At 61.5% G+C, this 18,721-nt stretch carries 19 protein-coding genes; 6 read left to right on the top strand and 13 right to left on the bottom strand.

What is annotated here, in order from left to right:
- Positions 1–8: 8 nt before the first annotated feature.
- Positions 9–566 (bottom strand): thioredoxin family protein, encoded by a 558-nt coding sequence (locus HPQ64_RS10820; RefSeq protein ID WP_172888343.1) that lies wholly within the window; start codon positions 564–566, stop codon positions 9–11.
- Between the two features lie 218 nt (positions 567–784).
- On the opposite strand from HPQ64_RS10820, the gene HPQ64_RS10815 reads away from it, so the two are divergent.
- Together HPQ64_RS10815 and HPQ64_RS10810 are read left to right on the top strand one after the other, a co-directional pair.
- Positions 785–1,390 (top strand): hypothetical protein, encoded by a 606-nt coding sequence (locus HPQ64_RS10815; RefSeq protein ID WP_172888342.1) that lies wholly within the window; start codon positions 785–787, stop codon positions 1,388–1,390.
- A gap of 37 nt (positions 1,391–1,427) precedes the next feature.
- Complete coding sequence (locus tag HPQ64_RS10810) at positions 1,428–3,107, top strand: methyl-accepting chemotaxis protein (RefSeq protein ID WP_172888341.1); 1,680 nt, start codon at positions 1,428–1,430, stop codon at positions 3,105–3,107.
- 73 nt (positions 3,108–3,180) lie between these two features.
- On the opposite strand, the gene HPQ64_RS10805 is transcribed toward HPQ64_RS10810, so the two are convergent.
- The 10 genes from HPQ64_RS10805 to HPQ64_RS10760 all read right to left on the bottom strand — a co-directional run bounded on the left by HPQ64_RS10805 (position 3,181) and on the right by HPQ64_RS10760 (position 12,453).
- Positions 3,181–3,531, bottom strand: a complete 351-nt coding sequence (locus HPQ64_RS10805) for a RidA family protein (protein WP_172888340.1) — start codon at positions 3,529–3,531, stop codon at positions 3,181–3,183.
- Between the two features lie 18 nt (positions 3,532–3,549).
- Positions 3,550–4,650 carry an NAD(P)/FAD-dependent oxidoreductase gene (locus HPQ64_RS10800; protein ID WP_172888339.1) on the bottom strand — a complete coding sequence of 367 codons (1,101 nt, stop codon included), beginning with the start codon at positions 4,648–4,650 and terminating at the stop codon, positions 3,550–3,552.
- On the bottom strand, positions 4,647–5,669 hold the full coding sequence (locus HPQ64_RS10795; protein ID WP_172888338.1) for a histone deacetylase family protein: 1,023 nt from the start codon (positions 5,667–5,669) through the stop codon (positions 4,647–4,649). Before HPQ64_RS10795 ends, HPQ64_RS10800 begins: the two co-directional genes overlap by 4 nt.
- Entirely contained in the window at positions 5,666–6,154 is a 489-nt protein-coding gene (locus tag HPQ64_RS10790) for a GNAT family N-acetyltransferase (RefSeq protein ID WP_172888337.1), read from the bottom strand. Before HPQ64_RS10790 ends, HPQ64_RS10795 begins: the two co-directional genes overlap by 4 nt.
- Before the next feature lie 2 nt (positions 6,155–6,156).
- The gene (gene kce / locus HPQ64_RS10785; RefSeq protein WP_172888336.1) at positions 6,157–7,083 is read right to left on the bottom strand and encodes a 3,5-dioxohexanoate:acetyl-CoA acetone transferase; all 927 of its coding nucleotides are present in this window, start codon (positions 7,081–7,083) and stop codon (positions 6,157–6,159) included.
- Positions 7,084–7,093: 10 nt separating this feature from the next.
- Positions 7,094–8,452 (bottom strand): aminotransferase family protein, encoded by a 1,359-nt coding sequence (locus HPQ64_RS10780; protein ID WP_172888335.1) that lies wholly within the window; start codon positions 8,450–8,452, stop codon positions 7,094–7,096.
- Positions 8,452–9,534, bottom strand: a complete 1,083-nt coding sequence (locus HPQ64_RS10775) for a polyamine ABC transporter ATP-binding protein (protein ID WP_172888334.1) — start codon at positions 9,532–9,534, stop codon at positions 8,452–8,454. Before HPQ64_RS10775 ends, HPQ64_RS10780 begins: the two co-directional genes overlap by 1 nt.
- A gap of 82 nt (positions 9,535–9,616) precedes the next feature.
- Positions 9,617–10,756, bottom strand: coding sequence for an extracellular solute-binding protein (locus tag HPQ64_RS10770; RefSeq protein ID WP_172888333.1), 1,140 nt, complete (start codon positions 10,754–10,756; stop codon positions 9,617–9,619).
- Between the two features lie 45 nt (positions 10,757–10,801).
- Complete coding sequence (locus HPQ64_RS10765) at positions 10,802–11,587, bottom strand: ABC transporter permease (protein WP_172888332.1); 786 nt, start codon at positions 11,585–11,587, stop codon at positions 10,802–10,804.
- Entirely contained in the window at positions 11,587–12,453 is an 867-nt protein-coding gene (locus tag HPQ64_RS10760) for an ABC transporter permease (RefSeq protein WP_172888331.1), read from the bottom strand. Before HPQ64_RS10760 ends, HPQ64_RS10765 begins: the two co-directional genes overlap by 1 nt.
- Positions 12,454–12,559: 106 nt before the next feature.
- Here HPQ64_RS10760 and HPQ64_RS10755 point away from each other — a divergent pair, with 106 nt between their 5' ends.
- Positions 12,560–13,519 carry a LysR family transcriptional regulator gene (locus tag HPQ64_RS10755; RefSeq protein ID WP_172888330.1) on the top strand — a complete coding sequence of 320 codons (960 nt, stop codon included), beginning with the start codon at positions 12,560–12,562 and terminating at the stop codon, positions 13,517–13,519.
- Between the two features lie 91 nt (positions 13,520–13,610).
- Here HPQ64_RS10755 and HPQ64_RS10750 read toward each other — a convergent pair whose 3' ends face one another.
- Both HPQ64_RS10750 and HPQ64_RS10745 read right to left on the bottom strand, forming a co-directional pair.
- Positions 13,611–14,522 carry a DMT family transporter gene (locus HPQ64_RS10750; RefSeq protein WP_172888329.1) on the bottom strand — a complete coding sequence of 304 codons (912 nt, stop codon included), beginning with the start codon at positions 14,520–14,522 and terminating at the stop codon, positions 13,611–13,613.
- A 199-nt stretch (positions 14,523–14,721) separates the two neighbouring features.
- Positions 14,722–16,575 carry a PHA/PHB synthase family protein gene (locus tag HPQ64_RS10745; protein WP_172888328.1) on the bottom strand — a complete coding sequence of 618 codons (1,854 nt, stop codon included), beginning with the start codon at positions 16,573–16,575 and terminating at the stop codon, positions 14,722–14,724.
- A 326-nt stretch (positions 16,576–16,901) separates the two neighbouring features.
- Between HPQ64_RS10745 and HPQ64_RS10740 the strand changes: the two genes are divergently transcribed.
- The 3 genes from HPQ64_RS10740 to HPQ64_RS10730 all read left to right on the top strand — a co-directional run bounded on the left by HPQ64_RS10740 (position 16,902) and on the right by HPQ64_RS10730 (position 18,696).
- Positions 16,902–17,348, top strand: a complete 447-nt coding sequence (locus HPQ64_RS10740; RefSeq protein ID WP_172888327.1) for a c-type cytochrome — start codon at positions 16,902–16,904, stop codon at positions 17,346–17,348.
- A gap of 9 nt (positions 17,349–17,357) precedes the next feature.
- Positions 17,358–18,293, top strand: coding sequence for a c-type cytochrome (locus HPQ64_RS10735; RefSeq protein ID WP_172888326.1), 936 nt, complete (start codon positions 17,358–17,360; stop codon positions 18,291–18,293).
- 136 nt (positions 18,294–18,429) lie between these two features.
- Positions 18,430–18,696 (top strand): helix-turn-helix domain-containing protein, encoded by a 267-nt coding sequence (locus tag HPQ64_RS10730; protein ID WP_172888325.1) that lies wholly within the window; start codon positions 18,430–18,432, stop codon positions 18,694–18,696.
- The last annotated feature ends 25 nt before the right edge of the window (positions 18,697–18,721 follow it).

The following is an 18,721-nucleotide window of genomic DNA, read 5'->3' as shown; positions in this document are numbered from 1 at the left end:
CGAAACGGCTACGCCGCATCCTTCCACTTTATCGAGCAGCCCATCGACGGGATCTGTTCGCGCGGGCCGGAGCCCGTTTCGGCGACCATGACCATCGCATCATACAGATCCCGCCTCGCGTCTTCCGGCGCAATGTCCTTGCGAGACGCATCGAGGCGGCCGCGATACTGAAGCTCCATGAACCTGTTGAAACCGAAGAAGTCGGGCGTGCACACGGCATCGTACTTACGGGCCAGCGACTGATCCTCGTCGTGCAGATAGGGGAAGGTGAAACCGTGCTTCCTGGCAAAGAGCTTCATGTTTTCAAAGGAATCCGCCGGATGCGTCGTCGCATTGTTGGAACAGACCGCGACGAAGCCGATGCCATGTTCCTTGAGGTCGTTCGCGTCCCGCACGATCCGGTCGATCACCGCTTTTACATAAGGGCAGTGATTGCAGATGAAGGCGATAACGAGACCGTTCGGGCCGGCGCATTCGAAAACCGAATATTCCTTCCCGTCGGTCGCGGGAAGGCGTGCATCCACCGCCTTCCATCCGAAATCGCAAATGGGTGTCATAGCAGCCATCGTCCTGCTCCTCGATCCGAAAATCATGATTCAAACCAGACATATAGCGCAGGAGCGCCATGCGGGCGACACGTGGCTCAAAGTCGTTGAAGGCGGTCGCGGCTGCAACTTTTGCGGTTAAAAAAGCGCTAATACTAAAGTTAAAAGTTTTTCACGAGTTCTTAAGCGTCCACGGCTCACCTTGTTGTTACTGAAAAACCGAAACCTGGGGCTTGTGCATGCGCATCTTCCTTTCCGCGCTCGCCGGAGCGTGTCTGACAACTTCGGCCGTTTGCGCCGAACCGGCGGCACCCGACGCAAAGGCGCTCATCGACGATCAGGTGATGAAGGATATCCGCTCCTGGATCGACACGGAAATCGTGCGCCTTTCCATCACCACGCAGAACGAGCGCTACGGCAATATTCCGCAGACGAAGGTCGAGGAACTCGACAAGATGTGGCGCGCGGAACGGGAAGCCGACGACAAGCCGCTGATTTCGGCGACGCTTTCAAACCCGCTATCGGTTTATCTTTCACGCATGCAGGGCCGTTCCGTCGGCCTCTTCGTCGAAATCTTCGTAATGGACGACAAGGGGCTGAACGTCGGCCAGTCGTCCATCACCTCCGATTTCTGGCAGGGCGACGAAGCCAAATTCCAGAAAACCTTTCCGCAAGGAGCGGGCGCCGTCTTCATCGACGAGCCTGAGTGGGACGATGACTTCAAGATCTGGCGCGCCCAAATCAACATGACGGTCGAGGGCGAGGACGGAAAAACGCCGATAGGCGCCGCGACCATCGAGGTCAATCTCACCGAACTTCAGCGCCGCCAATCGGTAGGAAGCTGAGTTCAAGGCCCAATTTTCGCAGTCCGGATACCGCCAGATGTTCAAGTCACTTTCCGTCACGATGAAGAGCGCCATCGCCTTCGCCATGGTCGCGCTCATCGGCGTGCTCGCCAGCTACATGGTCTATACCAACGCCGTCAGCGCCTCGCGCGCCGTCGACAAGACAAGCGCGATGCAAGAGCTTGTCCTCAAGGTGAGCGACGTCGAGAACAGGCTGCTTGCGCAGGCAACGGCGCTCAAAAACTTTCTCCTGACCGGCGACCGCGGCATCGCCCGGGACTTCGAGAACGCCACCGCCGGCATCGAGACGGGTTTCGCCGATATCGAGGCGGCGCTGGCCAAGGTCGGTCTAGGCCAGAACGCGACAGCCGCGCATGGCGCCTGGTCATCCTGGCATTCCGACCAGGCGGGCCGGCAGATCCTCTTGATGCGAGATCCCAAGACCGTCGATCTCGCCAAGATGATTGAGGCGACCGGCGTCGGCGCGGCGATGGTCGACGACGCCATCGACGAGTTGAAGGCGGCGCGTGCCGAAATAACCCAGATGCAGCATTCCCTTGCCACGGCACAACGCGCGAGCCTCGGTTTCGTGGAGACGACGGCGCTTGTGAGCGCGCTTTTGATGGTCGTCTTTTCCGGGCTCATGGGACTTATGAATTATATCATCGTCTCGCGTCCGCTGGCGAACCTTGCCGGCGTGACGAAATCGCTCGCCGAAGGGCGAACCGATGTCGAACCGAAGGCTGACGGACGCAAGGACGAGATCGGCGACATGTGTTCAGCCCTCGGCGTTTTCCGCGAAAACCTGATCCGCAACCGCGAGCTGGAGGAAAGCACCAGAGCTCAAGAATTGCGCGCTGCCGAAGACCGCAAGGCGGAGCTGGAAAAACTCGCCGCCGAATTCGAGGCGAGCGTCATGGCAATCTCCAACGAGATCGTCACCGCCACCGGCAGCCTGAACGACATGTCGGCAGAACTTGCCCAGATCGCGGCGCAAACGACCGATCAGGCCGTTACCGTGGCGGGTGCCGCCGAACAGGCTTCGGGCAACGTGCAGACGGTGGCGGGGGCGACCGAAGAGCTTTCGGCCTCGATCCGCGAGATAAACGCCCAGGTGCACGCCTCGTCCGAAGCCGCCGGGCAGGCCACGCAGGAAGTGGAACGCTCAAGCCAGGCCGTCCAGAGCCTTCAGGTCGTCGTCGGGCGGATTGGCGACGTCACCAGGCTCATCAACGATATCGCCGAACAGACAAACCTGCTTGCCCTCAACGCCACGATCGAGGCCGCGCGCGCGGGAGAGGCGGGAAAGGGCTTCGCCGTCGTCGCGGCGGAAGTGAAGCAGCTTGCCGAACAAACCTCCAAGGCGACCGAGGAGATCGACCGCCAGATCCAGGAAATGAAAACGGCAACCTCGCTTTCCACCGAAACGTCCGACGCCGTGGGCGAAATGGTGAGGAGCATCGCCGATCGCACGAGCGCGATGGCGGCTGCCGCCGAAGAGCAGAACGCGGCGACCGACGAGATCGCCCGTAACGTCAGCCAGGCCGCGTCAGGCAATGTCGAGGTGACCCAGGCGATCACGCTGGTGAGCGAGACCGCAAGCAGGACGGGCGACCTTTCGAACGCGATGCGTTCATCCGTTTCGGGGCTGCATCAACGCTCCGACGAGTTACTCGTCTCCATGCGGGAATTCCTGCAGCGCATTCGCGCGGCGTGACCCGAAAAGGACCGCGAAAAAGAAAAGCCCGGCGCACCCCGCGCCGGGCTTCTTGCGTTTCATGGACGAGCGATCACTTCGTCGCGGCGACGACGATGATCTCGACCTTGTAGTCCGGCGTGGCGAGTTTGGATTCGCCGCAAGCGCGGGCCGGTGGATTGGCCGGATCGACCCAGGCGTCCCAGACGGCGTTCATTTCGGCGAAATCATCCATCGACGAAAGCCAGATCGTCGCCTGCAGGATGCGCGACTTGTCGGAGCCGGCTTCGGCCAGCAGTTCCTCAATACCGGCGAGGATCGCCTTCGTCTGCGCCTCGACACTTTCGCCGGGCGCGCCGACCTGCCCGGCAAGCCAGACGAGACCGCCGTGGACGACGGCCTGGCTCATGCGCGGACCGGGTTTGATACGTTTGATATCGGACATGATTTTTCCTTCTATCATTCAAAAAAGGCGTTTCGGATCGAGCGCCGCAACGGTTTGAGGATCAAGCGAAGGCGCGCGTCCGAGGCAAAGATCGGCGGTCAGTTGCGATAGGGCCGGAGCCGTCTGTACGCCGTAACCGCCCTGCCCGGCAAGCCAGAAGAAACCTTCAGCATCGGGAGCGAAGCCTGCAACGGGTGTGCGGTCCGCAACGAAACTGCGCAAACCCGCCCAGCTTCGCTCAACCCGCGTTACCGGCATGGTGACCGCCTGCTCGAACCGGTAAAGCCCCTCTGCCAGCACCATATCGTCGGCCCAAGCGTCATGCGGGTCGACCGGGTCTTCATCCGCCGGAGAGACCATGAGTTTGCCGGCTTCGGGCTTGGCGTACCAGCTCTCCGAAGCGCTGGCGACAAGCGGCCAGGCGCTGACGTCATGGCCTTCAGGTGCGGGCAGGATCGCCGCAGAGCGGCGCATGGGAACAAGGCCGACCGTCGCAACGCCTGCAAGCCGCGCAACCTCATCCGCCCAGGCGCCGGCGGCGTTGACGACGACCGGAGCTTCGAATTCCCCCTTCGGCGTCGCCAAGTGCCAGAGGCCGCCAACACGCGATATGGCCGTAACCGGGGCGTCCGTGACGATGCGCCCGGCGCTGTGCCGCAAAAGGCGGGCGAACCCCTGAAGCAGCCGGTCGACATCGATATCCTGCGCCGCGCGTTCGATGGCGGCGGCCGCGATCAGATCTTCCCGCAGGATCGGGAAAAGGGCGACGGCCTCCTTCGCGCTCAACTCTTCTAGTCCCGAAGCGCCTTCGAGATAGGCGTTCAGGTCCGGCAGCTCCGCTTCCGTGGCGATGAGCATTTCACCGCGCGGAGACAACAGGCTTTGACCGGAAATGCCTTCCGGTTCCTTCAGAACCGGCTCGGAAGCGGCGTTAAGAGCCCGCAGCGTGCGATTGCCGTAGTTGCGGATGTAGATCGCGGCGGACCGGCCGGTGGAATGACGGCCTATCGCATCCTCCGTCTCCAGAACGGCGACCGAGGCATGCGGAGCAAGACGCGCTGCAGCACCTATGCCCGCAATACCGCCGCCGATAACCAGGAAATCCGCCCGTTCGGTCATTTGCCTTCGAAACCCTTCAGGAAGCTCGTGAGATTCTGGCCGAGTTCCTTCGACAGATAGCCGCCTTCCTGCACCAGAAGCGTCGACAATCCGGCTTCCGCTATCGCCTCGGCGATCTTCGCGAAGCCCGGCGTGGTGACGGCAAGGCCCTTGAGCGGGTCCTTTTCATAGGCATCGAGGCCCAGCGCAACGACAAGAACATCCGCCCCGAAGGCACGGATGCGGGCGAGGGCCGTATCCAGCGTTTTCAGATAGTCCTGATCGCCCGTACCGCGCGCAAGAGGCAGATTGAGATTGTAGCCGCGCCCGCGCCCTTCGCCGCGCTCATGCGCATGACCCCAGAAGAAGGGATAGAAACGTACTGGATCCGCATGAATGGAGACGGTGAGCACATCGTCGCGTTCATAGAAGATTCCTTGAGTGCCGTTACCGTGGTGCACATCGACATCGAGGATCGCCGCGCGCTTGCCCACGCGATTGAAATGCTCGGCGGCGATTGCCGAATTGTTCAAAAAGCAGAAACCGCCCGCGAGATCGCCAAAGGCATGATGGCCCGGCGGGCGGCTGAGCGCATAGACCGCGCGCTCGCCATCAAGCACCAGATCCACGCCCGTCAGAGCCGTCTGCGCCGACCAATAGGCCGCTTCCCACGTTCCCTCCGCAATGGGGCAAGCCGTGTCGGCCTGATGGAAGCCCGCCTGCCCGACGGCCGAGCGTGGGTAGCTGGCGGAGCGGCGATCCGGGTGGATGTTGGGGATCACCTCGTCGGACGCGCCTTCGATGCGCTTCCAGCGGGTGTGGATCGTCTCGAGAAAGACGAGATACTCCGGGGAATGGATCGCCGCGATCGGCCCCGCGCCGTGATCCTCGGGCGACACGAACTCGCAGCCCGCCTCGCCCGCGCCACGGGTGAGCACCTTGATGCGCTCCGGCTGCTCGGGGTTCGGTTCAACCGTCCCGTTGGCCATGAAGTGCTTGGGATCATGTTTCCACTGGCGTTCGTCGAATACCGCTTTCATGACGTTTCCTTCAGGGCGTCCAATGCCTCGCCCGCAAGCGAAAGGTAGGTTTCCTGCGGGTCCGATTCGAATCCGAGACGGTCGTAAAAGGCGCGCGCCGAGGCGTTGTCGTCATAGACCGCAAGCTTCAGGAAGCGAACCGCCCAATCCTTTGGGGCCTGCGCGATAACCTGCCCCAAAAGCCGTTTGCCGAGCCCCATGCCGCGGGCGGAATGCGACACCCAAAGGTCCGACACATAAAATCCGGCACCCGCACGCACCGTCGAGAAGACCGGAGAATAGACGGCAACGCCCAGAACCTCGCCAGTTTCACGATCCTCCGCCAGGAGCGCCTGAAACGCCTTCTCCGGCCCGAAGCCATGGCACAGAAGATCGGCCTCACTCGCGCCGTGATCGTCGCCGATATCGGCGGAGAGCCTGGCAAGGGCAAGATTCAGGGCAGCAACATCCTCACGCCCGGCCTTTCGGACGACGATACCTGCCATAGTCAAAACGCCGTCTTGTCCGGGCCCTTGAGGCCGAGCATCTCGCGAACCTCGCCAGGTGTTGCCACCTCGCGCCCGAGCCGCTCCACGATTTCCCTTATCCTCGTCACCTGTTCCGCGTTGGAACGGGCGAGCTTGCCCTTTTCTATGAAGAGACTGTCCTCAAGCCCGACGCGAACATGACCGCCCATGGCCGCCGACATGGAGGCAAGCGGCATTTGCTGCCTCCCGGCGGCTAGCACGGAGAACATGTAGTCGCCACCGAAAAGCTTGTCTGCCATACGTTTCATATGCGTGAGGTTTTCGGGATCGGCACCCATGCCGCCGAGGACGCCGAAGACGAACTGGATGAAGAATGGTGGCTTGACCATGCCACGATCCGCGAAATGGCGGAGCATGTAGAGGTGGCTCAGATCATAACACTCGAACTCGAAACGCGCGCCGTGCTTCTGACCGAGGTCGGTCAGAACGGTGGCGATGTCGCGCGGTGTGTTCTTGAAGACGAGATCGTCGGAATTTTCCAGGAACGGCTTTTCCCAGTCGTGGCGCCACTCGCGCTCACGCACCGCCATGGGATAGAGCGCGAAATTCATCGAGCCCATGTTGAGCGAACACATTTCCGGCTCGGCGGCGCGTGCGGCCGCCAGCCTGTCGTCAAGCGCCATGATGGCGCTTCCCCCCGTCGTGATGTTCACGACGGCATCCGTCCGGCGCTTGATCTCGGGAAGGAAGGCCATGAAATGCGCGGGCGAGGATGAGGGATAGCCGGTCTCCGGATCGCGGGCGTGCAGATGCAGAATGGCGGCGCCGGCTTCCGCCGCGCCCAGCGCCTGACCCGCGATTTCAGCCGCCGTAACGGGAAGATGCGGCGACATGGACGGCGTATGGATGGAGCCCGTGACGGCGCAGGTGATGATGATCTTGCTCATGAATTATCCGTCACGCGCAGGCTGCAAGAGCGGGGCCGGCCTCTGCCATGAAGGTATCGAGAGACCGGGTGAGGCCGTCCATGATTTCTTCCACGTGATCTTCCGTGGCGATCATCGGCGGACAGACCATGAAATGATCGCCCTCGTATCCGCCGCGCGTGCGGCGCGAATAGATGATCAGGCCATTGTCGTAGGCGATCTCCACCAGCCTGTCGAAAGCGCCGAGTTCCCTCGGCAAGGGCTGCATCGTCTCGCGATTGGCAACCAGCTCGAATGCCAGCATGAGACCCTTGCCGCGAACGTCGCCCACAATCGGGTAACGCTGCATGAGGGCCGAAAGCCGGGATTTCAGGATATCGCCGACGCGAGCGGCATTTTCCATCATGCCCTTCGTCTCGATTTCCTCGATCACGGCAAGACCGGCTGCGCAGGCGAGCGGATTTCCCGCATAGGTGAAACCATGCAGAAATCCGCCCGCGTCCAGCACCGGATTCACGATTTTCTCATGCGCGACCATGGCCCCCAGCGGCGCGTAACCGGCGGCGAACCCCTTGGAAATCGCGATGATATCCGGCGCGACGCCCCAATGATCGGCACCGAAGAAGCGGCCCGTGCGCCCACCGCCCGTCATCACCTCGTCATGGATGAGAAGCACGCCATAGCGGTCGCAGATCTCGCGGATGCGGCGCATGTAGCCCGCCGGCGGAACAAGCGCGCCGGTGGAGGCGCCGCCGACCGGCTCGTTGATGAAGGCAAGCACCGTTTCCGGCCCTTCCTGCTGGATTCTTTCCTCCAGCATGTCGGCGTAGTGATGGCCCGTCGCCTCGTTTTCAGGGTCAAGCCCGTCGAGATAGGCACGCGGCGCCGGGATCTTCGGCATGGGCCGCATCATGGCGTCGAAGGGGGCTGTCAGCGGCGCATAGCCCGTCAACGCCAGCGCGCCCAGCGTGCATCCGTGATAACTCGGCTGACGCGAGATCACTTTCCAGCGCTGCGCCTCGCCCACCGCCACGGCATGCTGGCGGGCGAGCTTTATCGCGCTTTCAACCGCCTCCGACCCGCCGGAGACGAAGAACACCTTGTCGAGCCCTTCCGGGGTGAGCGAGGCCGTCTTTTCGGCCAGGCGCTCGGCGGGTTCCGTCTCGAAATGAAGGCGGTAGCCAAAGGTGGATTTTTCCATCTGTCTGCGCATAGCCTCAAGAACATGCGGGTTGGAATGGCCGATGTTGCAGACCATCGCGCCGGATGAGCCGTCGAGATAGCGCTTGCCGTCCACATCCCACATGTAGACGCCCCTTGCCTGATCGAGCATCGGGCGGCGGCGGCGCGTCTGGTAGAAGAGATAGGATTTCTTGGCGGAGGAAGGCATCAACGGGCCTCCGGCAGCGCCGCGCAATCGCGCGGGCGTATGCGCACGGACACCGTGTCGCCCTCGTTGAAGGGGTGATCGTCGATCATGTTTATCGCCTGAAGCTGAAGGTCGCCGACGCGCACGAAATAACGCGCCGCCTGCCCCTGGTAGTCCACCGTTTCCACGACGCCGTCAACGGCGATCTGGCCGTCAGGGTCCGTTTCCGGTTTCGCCAGATGCAGTTTCTCCGCCCGGATGACGAGTTTCACCGGTCCGCTGCCGTTCAGTTTCGGCGCACGTGACTTCGGCACCGCTATAAGCCCGAAGCCGGCAGTCTCGATGGCAACCTCATCTCCCGACGCGCCGTTGCTCGTGCCCTCCAGAATGTTTGAAGAACCCAGGAACTGCGCGACGAACTCCGTCTCGGGCGTGTTATAGACCTCTTCCGGCGCGCCCGCCTGCTCCACCCGGCCTTGCGACATGACGACGATGCGATCCGACATCGCCAGCGCTTCGGACTGATCATGCGTCACGAAGACCGTGGTGATACCGATGCGGTGCTGGATGCGCTTAAGCTCTACCCGCATATCCTCGCGAAGGTTGGCATCGAGCGCGGAAAGCGGCTCGTCGAGAAGAAGCACGTCCGGCTCTATGACAATCGCGCGGGCAAGCGCGATGCGCTGCTGCTGGCCGCCCGAAAGCTGCTTTGGATAGCGATCGCCCACATCAGGAAGCTGGACAAGCTCCAGCGCTTGCGCGACGCGCTTTTTCGCCTCCTCCTTCGGCACATCGCGGTATTTCAGGCCGAAGGCGATGTTCTCCGCCACCGTCTTGTGCGGAAAGAGCGCGTAATTCTGGAAGACGATACCGAGATTGCGCTTGTGGATCGGCACATCATTGACGCGCCGGCCCTTGATCGAAATCTCACCCTCGCTCGGGTCGAGAAGTCCTGCGATCATGCGCAAGGTGGTGGTCTTGCCGCAGCCGGAGGGGCCGAGCAGCGTCACGAAGCTGCCTTCGGGAATTTCCATGGACATGCGGTGCACGGCCGTGAAATCGCCGAAGCGCTTGACGATGTCCTTCAGGGTAACGGCGCTCACGCGTTTTCTCCGCGATCAGATGCGAGAATCATGAGGTGCCGCCCGCACGAAGGGGCGCGGACGGCAGTGGCGATGGGGACGTTCAGTAGCCCTTCTGGATACGGCCGAAGGTCTTCGACCACTCCTGCTCGTGGCTGTTCCAGTAATCCGGATTGGCGAAGGTGAGCCCGGCCAGCTTGCCCGTCGGGTCGAAGGCGGGAAGTGTCGGGATCTTGGCTCCAAGATCGACCTTGGTCGGGTCGAGCGCGGGCGGATAGTTCTGACCTTCGGCAACGGCGATGGAGGTTTCCGGCGCGAGCATGAAATTCAGCAGTTCCTCGCAAGCCTCCATGGGCGAGCCCTTGATGACGAAGAGGCACTCCTGCCAGCCGAAGCCGTTCGGCGGGTCCATGTAGCCGATGTCGTGGCCCTGCTCCTGCAACGCGTAGATACGGCCCGACCAGCCTTCGGTGACGTAGATTTCCTCTTCCGCCAGCAGGCTCATGAGTTCCGCGCCCGACCCCCAGTATTTCAGCGCAAGGTCCCTGTGCGTGCGGATCGCCTCCCACACGGCGTCCATATCGGTCGCGTTGTTAGGATCCTGATCCGTCTGCAGCGAGGCGTACCAGATACGCGTGCGCCAGTCGCTCCAGCCGCCGATCTTGCCCTTCAGCTTCTCGTCGATGAGGATGCGCGCACCCTTTTCCTTCATCTCCTCGTCGGAGATGTGCTTGCGATTATAGGCGAGGCCCGTCGTGCCGTAGTCGTAAGGCACACAGGAAAGCTTGCCGTCCGTCACACCCCTGAAGACGTCGACCAGCTTCGGAATGACGTACTGAAGGTTCGGGATGTTGTCTTCGTTGAGCGTGGAGCTGAGCCCGAGGTTGTGGTAGCGCGCGTAATCGAAGACGCCCGACAGATGGGCGATATTGTATTCGCCCGGCTGGCTGGCCTTCACGCGCGCTAGATATTCATCCGCGCCGCCGAAAGTGCCATCGACGACGTTGATACCCGTTTCCTTGGTGTAGGGCTCGAATGCATATTCGCGGAACGCCTCCGACACCACGCCGCCCCAGCCGTCGAAACGGACCTCCTCCACCGCCGCATGGGCGTAGCGGGCAAACGGCGTGTGCAGGCCATAGGCAAGGCCGGCTGCACCGATCAGGCCGAGAAACTTCCGGCGGTCGAGATCACCGTTCATATAGCGTTCGCGCAGACGCTCGTAGCGCTTGGTATTGTCCATCGTATTCCCCTCTTTCCGGTTCTTGCGGTTTGTTATCGGCGCGGCCTATCCACCGCGCGCCGCTGCCATACGCCGGGCGATCGCCAGCCCCAGAAGGGGCAGCCCGACGGTGAGAACGATCATCACGGTGCCGAGCGCGTTGATCTCCGGCGAGATCGAGTTGCGCAGCATGGCGAAAATCTGGGTGGGCACCGTTTCCACCCCGCCCGGCTTCCAGAAAAGCGTGCCGGTGATGTCGTCAAAGCTGATGGTGAAGGCGAAGAGCATGCCCGCGAATACGGCGGGCGCCAGAAGCGGCAGCGTGATCTGGAAGAACGTCTGTACCGGGCTTGCGCCAAGGCTCATCGCCGCCTCCTCCACATCGCGGCGAATGCCAACGAGACGCGCCTGCACAACGAGGATGACGAAGGGCAGCGTGAAGATGACGTGACCCAGCAGGAGCAGGAGGAAGCTCTTGTTGATCGACAGGAAGTTGAGAAAAAGCAGGAGCGCGACCGCCAGCACCACTTCCGGCACCAGGATCGGCGCGATCAGGAGCGTGGAAATGACGTTGCGGCCCGGCACGTTGTATCGGACAAGAGCAAGACTTGCGAGAACGCCAAGCGTCGTGGAGATGATCGCCGTCAGTGCACCGAGGACGAGCGAGGTGCGAAAGGCGCGCAGGATCGCATCGTTTTGCGCAAGTTCCACGAACCAGCGCAGGGAAACGCCAGTCATGGGGAAGCTGCCGAACTGGCTGGCGTTGAAGCTCAGCAGCACCACCACCGCCACCGGCAGGAACATGAAAATATAGACGAGGAACGTCCAGGCGCGCACGAGGTTCCAGCCCATCAGCCTAGCCCCTTCATGAGCTGCGCCATGCCGAGATAGTGGTTGTAGATGAGCACCAGCGCGCCGAGCACGGCAAGAAGCATGAGCGAAAGCGCGGAACCGAGCGGCCAGTCGAGCTGGGTGATAATCGCCTCGAACACGAGGTTGGCGAACATGGCGTCCGTCGGCCCGCCAAGAACGAGCGGCGTGATGTAGGTGCCCGCCCCCAGCACGAAGCAGAGCAGCCCGCCCGCGGCAAGACCCGGCAGCGAGAGCGGCAATGTTATCTCAAGAAAGCTTTTCCAGCGGGTCGCGCCAAGCGAACAGGCGGCGTCTTCCAGCGTCTCGTCAATGCCTTCGAGACTCACGTAGACGTTGAGCACCATGAAGGGCAGCAGGAAGTGAACAAGCCCGAGGATGACCGTCGTTTCGTTGTAAAGCATCTGGACCGGTTCGGAGATGATACCGAGCGACAAAAGCGCCGTATTGAAGGCCCCCGAAACGCCGAGGATGTTGATCCATGACATCGTGCGGATGATGTAGCTGATCCAGAAGGGCAGCATCAGCAGAAGAAGAAGGATGACCTTGTTGCCCTTCGAGCGGGCAATGAAATAGGCCGCCGGATAACCCATCAACGCGCAGACGACCGTCGTGATGCCGGCGATTTTCAGCGTGTTGAGAAGAATGTCGCGATAAAACGGGTCGGTGAGCGCTTCGTTCCAATTGTCGAGATAAAAACCCGCCTGATCCGCCCCCGTCGCCGTTCTGAGCCAGAACGAATAAACGACGATGAAGGCGAGCGGGACGAACAAAAGTAGAAGCACCGCTGTGAGCGCCGGAGACAGCAAGACCCATGGCTGCCTTGCCTCACGCGCTTCGACCGACATGAACCTCACCCTCCCGCACGACCAGCGACACCTTACGTTCGCAGGATTGAGAGCATTCACAAAATAGATAATTGAAATTCCAATTATAGACTGAAACTATAATGGCATGCTGAAACCCGATACTCCCGAGCGGATCGCGCGCGATCTGGACTGGAATCTGCTGCGGACCTTCGTGGTGCTGGCGGAATCCCAAAGCATTACCGAGGCCGCGGAGAAGCTGCGGCTGAAACAGCCGACGGTCTCAAGCGCGCTGAAACGACTGGAGGACCGGCTCGGAAAGCGGCTGATCGAACGCTCTCCGGGGCGCTACCGCCTGACGGAAGCAGGCCGTCTTCTCCACCGCGAGGCGATCGATATTCATGGCGCGATCCTGAGGCTCGGCACCCTGATCCGCGAAGTGACCGACGAGGTGCAGGGCCATGTACGCATTGCCATGGCAAGCCACGTGATCTGCCCGCTGTTTGATGATGCGCTGACGAAATTCCACTTCGACCATCCCCGCGCAACGCTTTCCATCGACGTTGCAGCCAGCAAGGAGGCGCTTGCCGCCGTCACCGCCCAGCGCGCCTCGATGGGCGTATGCCTTGTTCGCGACAAGAGCCCGAAACTGGAATATCGGCGGCTTTACCGCGAGTATTTCGGTCTGTTCTGCGGGCCGACACACCCGCTATTCGGCCGAAAGGGACTAACCAAGGAGGACCTGATCGGACAATCCTCCGTCAGCTTCGTGACCGACCAGATGACAGATGCGCTGAGATCCGTCGCGTTGATGCGTGCCGAGGTGGAACTGGAGGACCGTATCGTCGGCACGTCGGCGCACCTGGAAGAAGTGCGGCGCATGATCATCGCAGGGCTCGGCGTCGGCCCGCTGCCGATCCACGTCGTCAGGCGCGATATGGAAGACGGACTTTTGTGGCAGCTCCCGCCCTACGAGAAGATGCCGGCCATCGACGTGCATGTGGTCTGGAATCCGCGCGCGCAGAAGAACCGCGCCGAAGCGGCGCTGCTGGATGAACTGCTGAGGCGCATTGAGGAAACGCCGATGGAGCAGCGGACATATTTGTGAAGTGCCAATGCCTGGGGAAATTCCGCTTCCGGCGGGTGCGGCATATCAAGGGAAATCGTCAAGCAGAGCCAAGCGGGCTTTCACCACGGTTTCACTTCGGGTCCAAACCGGACCGCCCCGCAGCGGCGCTGCGTGTCGGCCAGACCTCGAGGAGGCCGGCGCAAAGAACCAATGCTCCGCCGGCAATCTCGAGCGGATCTAGATGTTCGGCGGCAAGTGCGGCAGCAGACACCACGCCGACCACGACTTCCGTCATCAAGAGAATGCCGACACGGGCAGGCTCGAGCCGGACCGTCGCCCACATCAGGCCGCCGACCGACAGCCCCCACCAAATTCCGCCGGTTGCAAAGGCCAATCCGAGAGATGCCAGAAGGCCTTCGCCGGGTAACGCACCCGGCAAAGGTTTTAGCAAGGGAGCGAGCAGCAAGGCCAAAACCGTTGCGCCAAGCGCGAAAACAAATGCGGCGGCAACGGGCTCAAGGTCGGATTTCGCGCGCATGCCTGTCGTCGCGACAGACCACAAGATGCCAGAGATCAATGCCATCCATTCTCCAGTCCCCCGCGGCACCGGCAGTTCCCCGTCCGCGCCGAGCATAACGGCAAGGCCGGCAAGGCCCACCAGAATGGCCAACACCCGCATGCGGGGCGTATGCCAGCCCATCACGTATCGCCCGATCAGCGTGCTCCAGACCGGCGTGAGAAAGTAGAGAAGTATGATGATCGCGACGCGGCCATAGACGAAACCTATCGAGTAGAGCGCAAAGGCCGCGCCGCCCAAAGCGATTGATGCTAGGGCGACACGGTTTGTCCGCGCGAATTGGCGGCGCCGCAGAAACGCCAGTGGAGACAGCATCAATGTCGCAGCTGCAGTTATGACAACCGTCCCCCAGGCGCCGGGCAGCCCGGCTTCGGCCAGCGAACGTACCGGCAACCAGTAAAGGCCCCAGAGAGCGCCAGTAAAAACGACAATCGCCGTTGCCAGATGTGTGATCCGCCTGTTCATGATGCGACCGCTTGGGGCGTATTCCGTTCAGGTTGGATCAAGCTGAACGGAATACGCTCATGGCGTTGACCCTGGGCCGATTTCTTATCGGTCGGGTATTGCAACCCGACCGGAAGGCGCTTTATCCGACGAGCGAGAAACCGGCAATGGAATCCGGGCCATGCGAACGCTTCATGCCGTTGAAGGGTATGCCGCTTTATCAGGTCCGCATCACGTAGGAACCGGGGGCATCCTGCAACACAGGATACCCTTTTTGCGGCGCGGCGGTGGGCGGAGGCGTGGCCGGCGCGCCCGAGCGCGAAGACAGCCACGCGACCCACTCCGGCCACCATGAGCCTTGTTTCAATTCGGCGGCCTTCATCCAGGCATCGGGATCGAGATAGGGATCTTGCGCGCTCGTCGTCCGGACCCGGTAGTGACGGTGTCTGTGCCCCGGCTCGGATACGATGCCGGCATTGTGCCCGCCGTTGGTCAGGACGAAGGTGACGTCCGTGTCGCCCAACAGATGAACCTTGTAGGCCGAACGCCAGGGCGCGACGTGATCGGTTTCCGTTCCCACGGAGAAGACCGGCGTGCGGATATCGGAAAACGCAACAGGGGCTCCTTCCACCTCATATTTGCCGGAGGCGAACCGGTTTTCCAGAAAGAGTGCGCGCAGATATTCCGAATGCATCCGGTAGGGCATGCGGGTCGTGTCCGCGTTCCACGCCATGAGATCGTTCACGGGCGCGCGCTCGCCCATCAGATATTCATGCACCATGCGCGACCAGAACAGATCATTAGAACGCAGAAGCGTGAAGGCGCCCGCCATCTGCCGGGCATCAAGGAACCCCTGCTCCCACATCATGTCTTCAAGGAAGGCGACCTCGCTTTCGTTGATGAAAAGCATGAGTTCGCCGGCTTCCGAAAAGTCGACCTGAGTCGCGAGCAGCGACAGGCTCGCCAGCCGGTCGTCACCGTCCCGCGCCATGGCGGATGCGGCGACGGATAAAAGCGTGCCGCCGAGGCAGTAGCCCGTGGCATGGATTTTCGCGGCACCCGTTATCGCCTGTATGGCATCGAGCGCAGCCATCGGACCGAGTTCACGATAGTCCTCCATGCCCATGTCCCGGTCGTTCGGCCCGGGATTGGCCCAAGAAATCATGAAAACGGTGAAGCCCTGTTCCGTCAGGTATCTTACCAGCGAATTCTGCCGGCTGAGATCGAGGATGTAATACTTCATGATCCAGGCGGGCACGATCAGGATCGGTTCCGGCCGCACCTCGTCGGTTGCCGGCTCATACTGGATGAGCTCGACCAGCCGGTTTCGATAGACAACCCTGCCGGGCGTGGTCGCGAGATTTTCGCCAACCTCGAAGCCTTCCGTTCCCGCTGGCGGCTTCGACGAATATTGCCGCTCCAGATCCTCCAGCCAGTGGCGGTATCCGTTGACGAAATTCAGCCCCATCGTTTCGCGCGTACGCTCCAGCACATCGGGATTGAGGAAGGGCGAATTGGACGGCGAGAAGACATCGAGAAGCTGACGGGCTGCGAACTCCACCGCCCGCTCGTGCTGGGGCGTTACGCCGCGAATGCCGGTCGTCGCATTGTGCCACCATTGCTGCCAGAGCAAGAAGCCCTGGTACATCAGGTTGAAAGGAGGCTGCTGCCAGGCATCGCCGCGGAAGCGGCGATCCTGCGGCAATGGCTCGATGCAGCAGTCGCATTCTCCTCCGGAAGCCGCCGCGCGCGTTACGAAATTCGAAAACCGCACCGCCTTGTTTGACGCCTTTTCGGCAAGGCGGATCTGCTTTCCGGGCGATGCGGCAAGGTGAATCGCCCAGTCCGCCCACGCGCCAAGCAGGGCCGAAGGCGCAAGGCCGAAAGTGCCACGAGCAATCGTCGCCCGCGTCGCGCGGTCCAAAACCTCGCTGAATGCCGTCAGGCTGTAGGAATCGGGAGGATCATCCGCCAAGGGATTGCAAGAGGAAACGCCCGTTAACGCGGGCAATTTCTGCTGTTTCGTCGGAACCTTCGGCTGAGTCGGCTTCCGTGCGGCTTTCGCTGTCGACATGCGATTGCACCAATGGGGGTTTCTTTTAGTGAGGATATAACCGCAAAAGTATGTCGGAATTGACGCAACGCAACAAATAGCCCGTTTTTTTCCGTTTGGCCGATTAAGAAAGGCGCGCAACCACCGGGCGAACATGAGCTTTATTTCGATCCGGCTGAATTTCACGCAACGGAATGAAAGCTTTCGAAGATACAGAGCCTCACGCGCTCGTGATTCTACAATGCTTGCTGACCCGGCATTGCCTTGGGAGAGTTCAGGGTCTGGACCCTAAACCGGATCGCTGATCCGAACAGACAACAATGTCAATACGATTGCCGGAGGGCAGAATGCTGAAGAGACTTGCTATCGTCGGGATTACCGGTCTCGCCATGTTCGCGGGCGCCGCTTTTGCGAGCGATGATCCGATATCGACACGGCAAAACATCATGAAGTCGAACGGCGCGGAAGCCGGCGCACTTTTCAAGATGGTGAAGGGCGAGATCGAATACGACGCTCTGACGGCAGAAATTGCTCTGCGTGGAATCTTCGCCGGCGCGGTCGCCTTCCCCACGCTTTTCCCGGAAGGCAGCGAAACGGGCGGCGAAACCAGAGCATCTCCGGAAATCTGGAAAGACAAGGCAGGGTTCGACGCGATTGCGCTAAAGCTTGAGAATGCCGCGCTGGCGGCAATTCCGGCGGCAAAAGGCGGCCTCGACCAGTTGAAGGCAAACCTGGGTTCCGTCGCCGAGAACTGCCAAGCTTGCCACAAAAAATACCGACTGGAAAAGAACTGACAGGCAACAATGTGGAAACGCTCACTTTCGCGGGTTCTCGGGCTTGTCCTGCTGGCGGCGGTGGCCGGGCTCTGGCTCACCCGCCCGCAGCACATTGAAATTTCCGCCGTCCCGGAAAGAGAACCGGATCTTGCCAACGGTGAGCGCATGTTCTGGGCAGGCGGCTGTGCCTCCTGCCACGCCGCGAAAGAGGCGAAAGGCGACGACAAGCTTGTGCTGCAAGGCGGCCTCGAGCTCAAGTCCCCCTTCGGCCTCTTCCGCGTCCCCAACATCTCCACCTCTAACGCGCGCGGCATCGGCGGGTGGAGCACGGCGGATTTCATCACCGCCATGGTCAAGGGCACCTCGCCCGACGGGCGGCACTACTATCCGGCCTTTCCCTACGCCTCCTACCAGAGAATGCGCTATGAGGATCTGATCGACCTGAAGGCCTTTCTCGATACGCTTCCAGCGTCCGACAACGAGGTGGCGGAGCACGATCTCCTGTTTCCCTATTCCATTCGCCCGGGCGTGGGCGTTTGGAAACTGCTTTATCTCGACGGCAAGCGTTTCACGGAAAACCCGAACTGGGACGGAAAGACAAACAAGGGCGCCTATCTTGCGACCGGCCCGGGCCATTGCGCCGAATGCCATACCCCGCGCGATATCTTCGGCGGCCTGAACGCCGAACGCTGGATGGCAGGCGCGCCCAACCCCGAGGGTGGAAAGGGCCGGGTGCCCAACATCACGCCGCATCCGGACGGCATCGGCAACTGGTCGGCCACGGACATTGCCTTCCTTCTGGAAAGCGGTTTTACGCCCGAATACGATTCCATCGGCGGCAGCATGGCATCCATTCAGGATAACTGGGCCAGATTGCCGGCCGAATATCGCGAGGCGGTGGCGGCTTACCTGAAGGCTATCCCGCCTAGGGAAACCATGAAGGCGGAAAACGGCGGAGGCTGACAGCCCGCACATTCGCGCCGCAACGTCCACGCCGACTGCCTGCACCCGGATTTCCATTTACCATCCGCGATTCTTCGTATTTAAGACCAGATAGTTGATGTGTAGAACATCACTATCGATAGTCTAGGTTTAAACCATGATCACCTCCGCCCAGATGCGCGCCGCCCGTGCGCTGCTTGGCATCGACCAGAAAACGCTTGCCGAAATGGCGGGGGTCTCGCTCCCCACCATCCAGCGGATGGAGGCGAGTTCGGGCAATGTGCGCGGCGTTGTCGATACGCTCATCAAGGTGGTCGAAGCGCTCGACCGGGCGGGCATCGACCTGATTTCCGACAATCAGCCGAGCCATGGGGGCGGGCGCGGCGTGCGGCTGAAAGAGGCGGCGGGGAATGCGCGCTCCTGAACGGAGTGCCAGATCCGCCGATGCA

It is taken from the genome of Hongsoonwoonella zoysiae (assembly GCF_013266695.1).
In the GTDB taxonomy this organism is placed as follows: domain Bacteria; phylum Pseudomonadota; class Alphaproteobacteria; order Rhizobiales; family Stappiaceae; genus Hongsoonwoonella; species Hongsoonwoonella zoysiae.
Note: the sequence above shows the minus strand (reverse complement) of the source record. Positions and strands in the feature narration are given on the sequence as shown.

What these genes read in the sequence shown, in the direction of transcription:
- HPQ64_RS10820 (WP_172888343.1), bottom strand. Translation starts at nt 566, where the DNA reads ATGGCTGCTATGACACCCATTTGCGATTTCGGATGGAAGGCGGTGGAT.
- HPQ64_RS10815 (WP_172888342.1), top strand. Translation starts at nt 785, where the DNA reads ATGCGCATCTTCCTTTCCGCGCTCGCCGGAGCGTGTCTGACAACTTCG.
- HPQ64_RS10810 (WP_172888341.1), top strand. Translation starts at nt 1,428, where the DNA reads ATGTTCAAGTCACTTTCCGTCACGATGAAGAGCGCCATCGCCTTCGCC.
- HPQ64_RS10805 (WP_172888340.1), bottom strand. Translation starts at nt 3,531, where the DNA reads ATGTCCGATATCAAACGTATCAAACCCGGTCCGCGCATGAGCCAGGCC.
- HPQ64_RS10800 (WP_172888339.1), bottom strand. Translation starts at nt 4,650, where the DNA reads ATGACCGAACGGGCGGATTTCCTGGTTATCGGCGGCGGTATTGCGGGC.
- HPQ64_RS10795 (WP_172888338.1), bottom strand. Translation starts at nt 5,669, where the DNA reads ATGAAAGCGGTATTCGACGAACGCCAGTGGAAACATGATCCCAAGCAC.
- HPQ64_RS10790 (WP_172888337.1), bottom strand. Translation starts at nt 6,154, where the DNA reads ATGGCAGGTATCGTCGTCCGAAAGGCCGGGCGTGAGGATGTTGCTGCC.
- kce (WP_172888336.1), bottom strand. Translation starts at nt 7,083, where the DNA reads ATGAGCAAGATCATCATCACCTGCGCCGTCACGGGCTCCATCCATACG.
- HPQ64_RS10780 (WP_172888335.1), bottom strand. Translation starts at nt 8,452, where the DNA reads ATGCCTTCCTCCGCCAAGAAATCCTATCTCTTCTACCAGACGCGCCGC.
- HPQ64_RS10770 (WP_172888333.1), bottom strand. Translation starts at nt 10,756, where the DNA reads ATGGACAATACCAAGCGCTACGAGCGTCTGCGCGAACGCTATATGAAC.
- HPQ64_RS10765 (WP_172888332.1), bottom strand. Translation starts at nt 11,587, where the DNA reads ATGGGCTGGAACCTCGTGCGCGCCTGGACGTTCCTCGTCTATATTTTC.
- HPQ64_RS10760 (WP_172888331.1), bottom strand. Translation starts at nt 12,453, where the DNA reads ATGTCGGTCGAAGCGCGTGAGGCAAGGCAGCCATGGGTCTTGCTGTCT.
- HPQ64_RS10755 (WP_172888330.1), top strand. Translation starts at nt 12,560, where the DNA reads ATGCTGAAACCCGATACTCCCGAGCGGATCGCGCGCGATCTGGACTGG.
- HPQ64_RS10750 (WP_172888329.1), bottom strand. Translation starts at nt 14,522, where the DNA reads ATGAACAGGCGGATCACACATCTGGCAACGGCGATTGTCGTTTTTACT.
- HPQ64_RS10745 (WP_172888328.1), bottom strand. Translation starts at nt 16,575, where the DNA reads ATGTCGACAGCGAAAGCCGCACGGAAGCCGACTCAGCCGAAGGTTCCG.
- HPQ64_RS10740 (WP_172888327.1), top strand. Translation starts at nt 16,902, where the DNA reads ATGCTGAAGAGACTTGCTATCGTCGGGATTACCGGTCTCGCCATGTTC.
- HPQ64_RS10735 (WP_172888326.1), top strand. Translation starts at nt 17,358, where the DNA reads ATGTGGAAACGCTCACTTTCGCGGGTTCTCGGGCTTGTCCTGCTGGCG.
- HPQ64_RS10730 (WP_172888325.1), top strand. Translation starts at nt 18,430, where the DNA reads ATGATCACCTCCGCCCAGATGCGCGCCGCCCGTGCGCTGCTTGGCATC.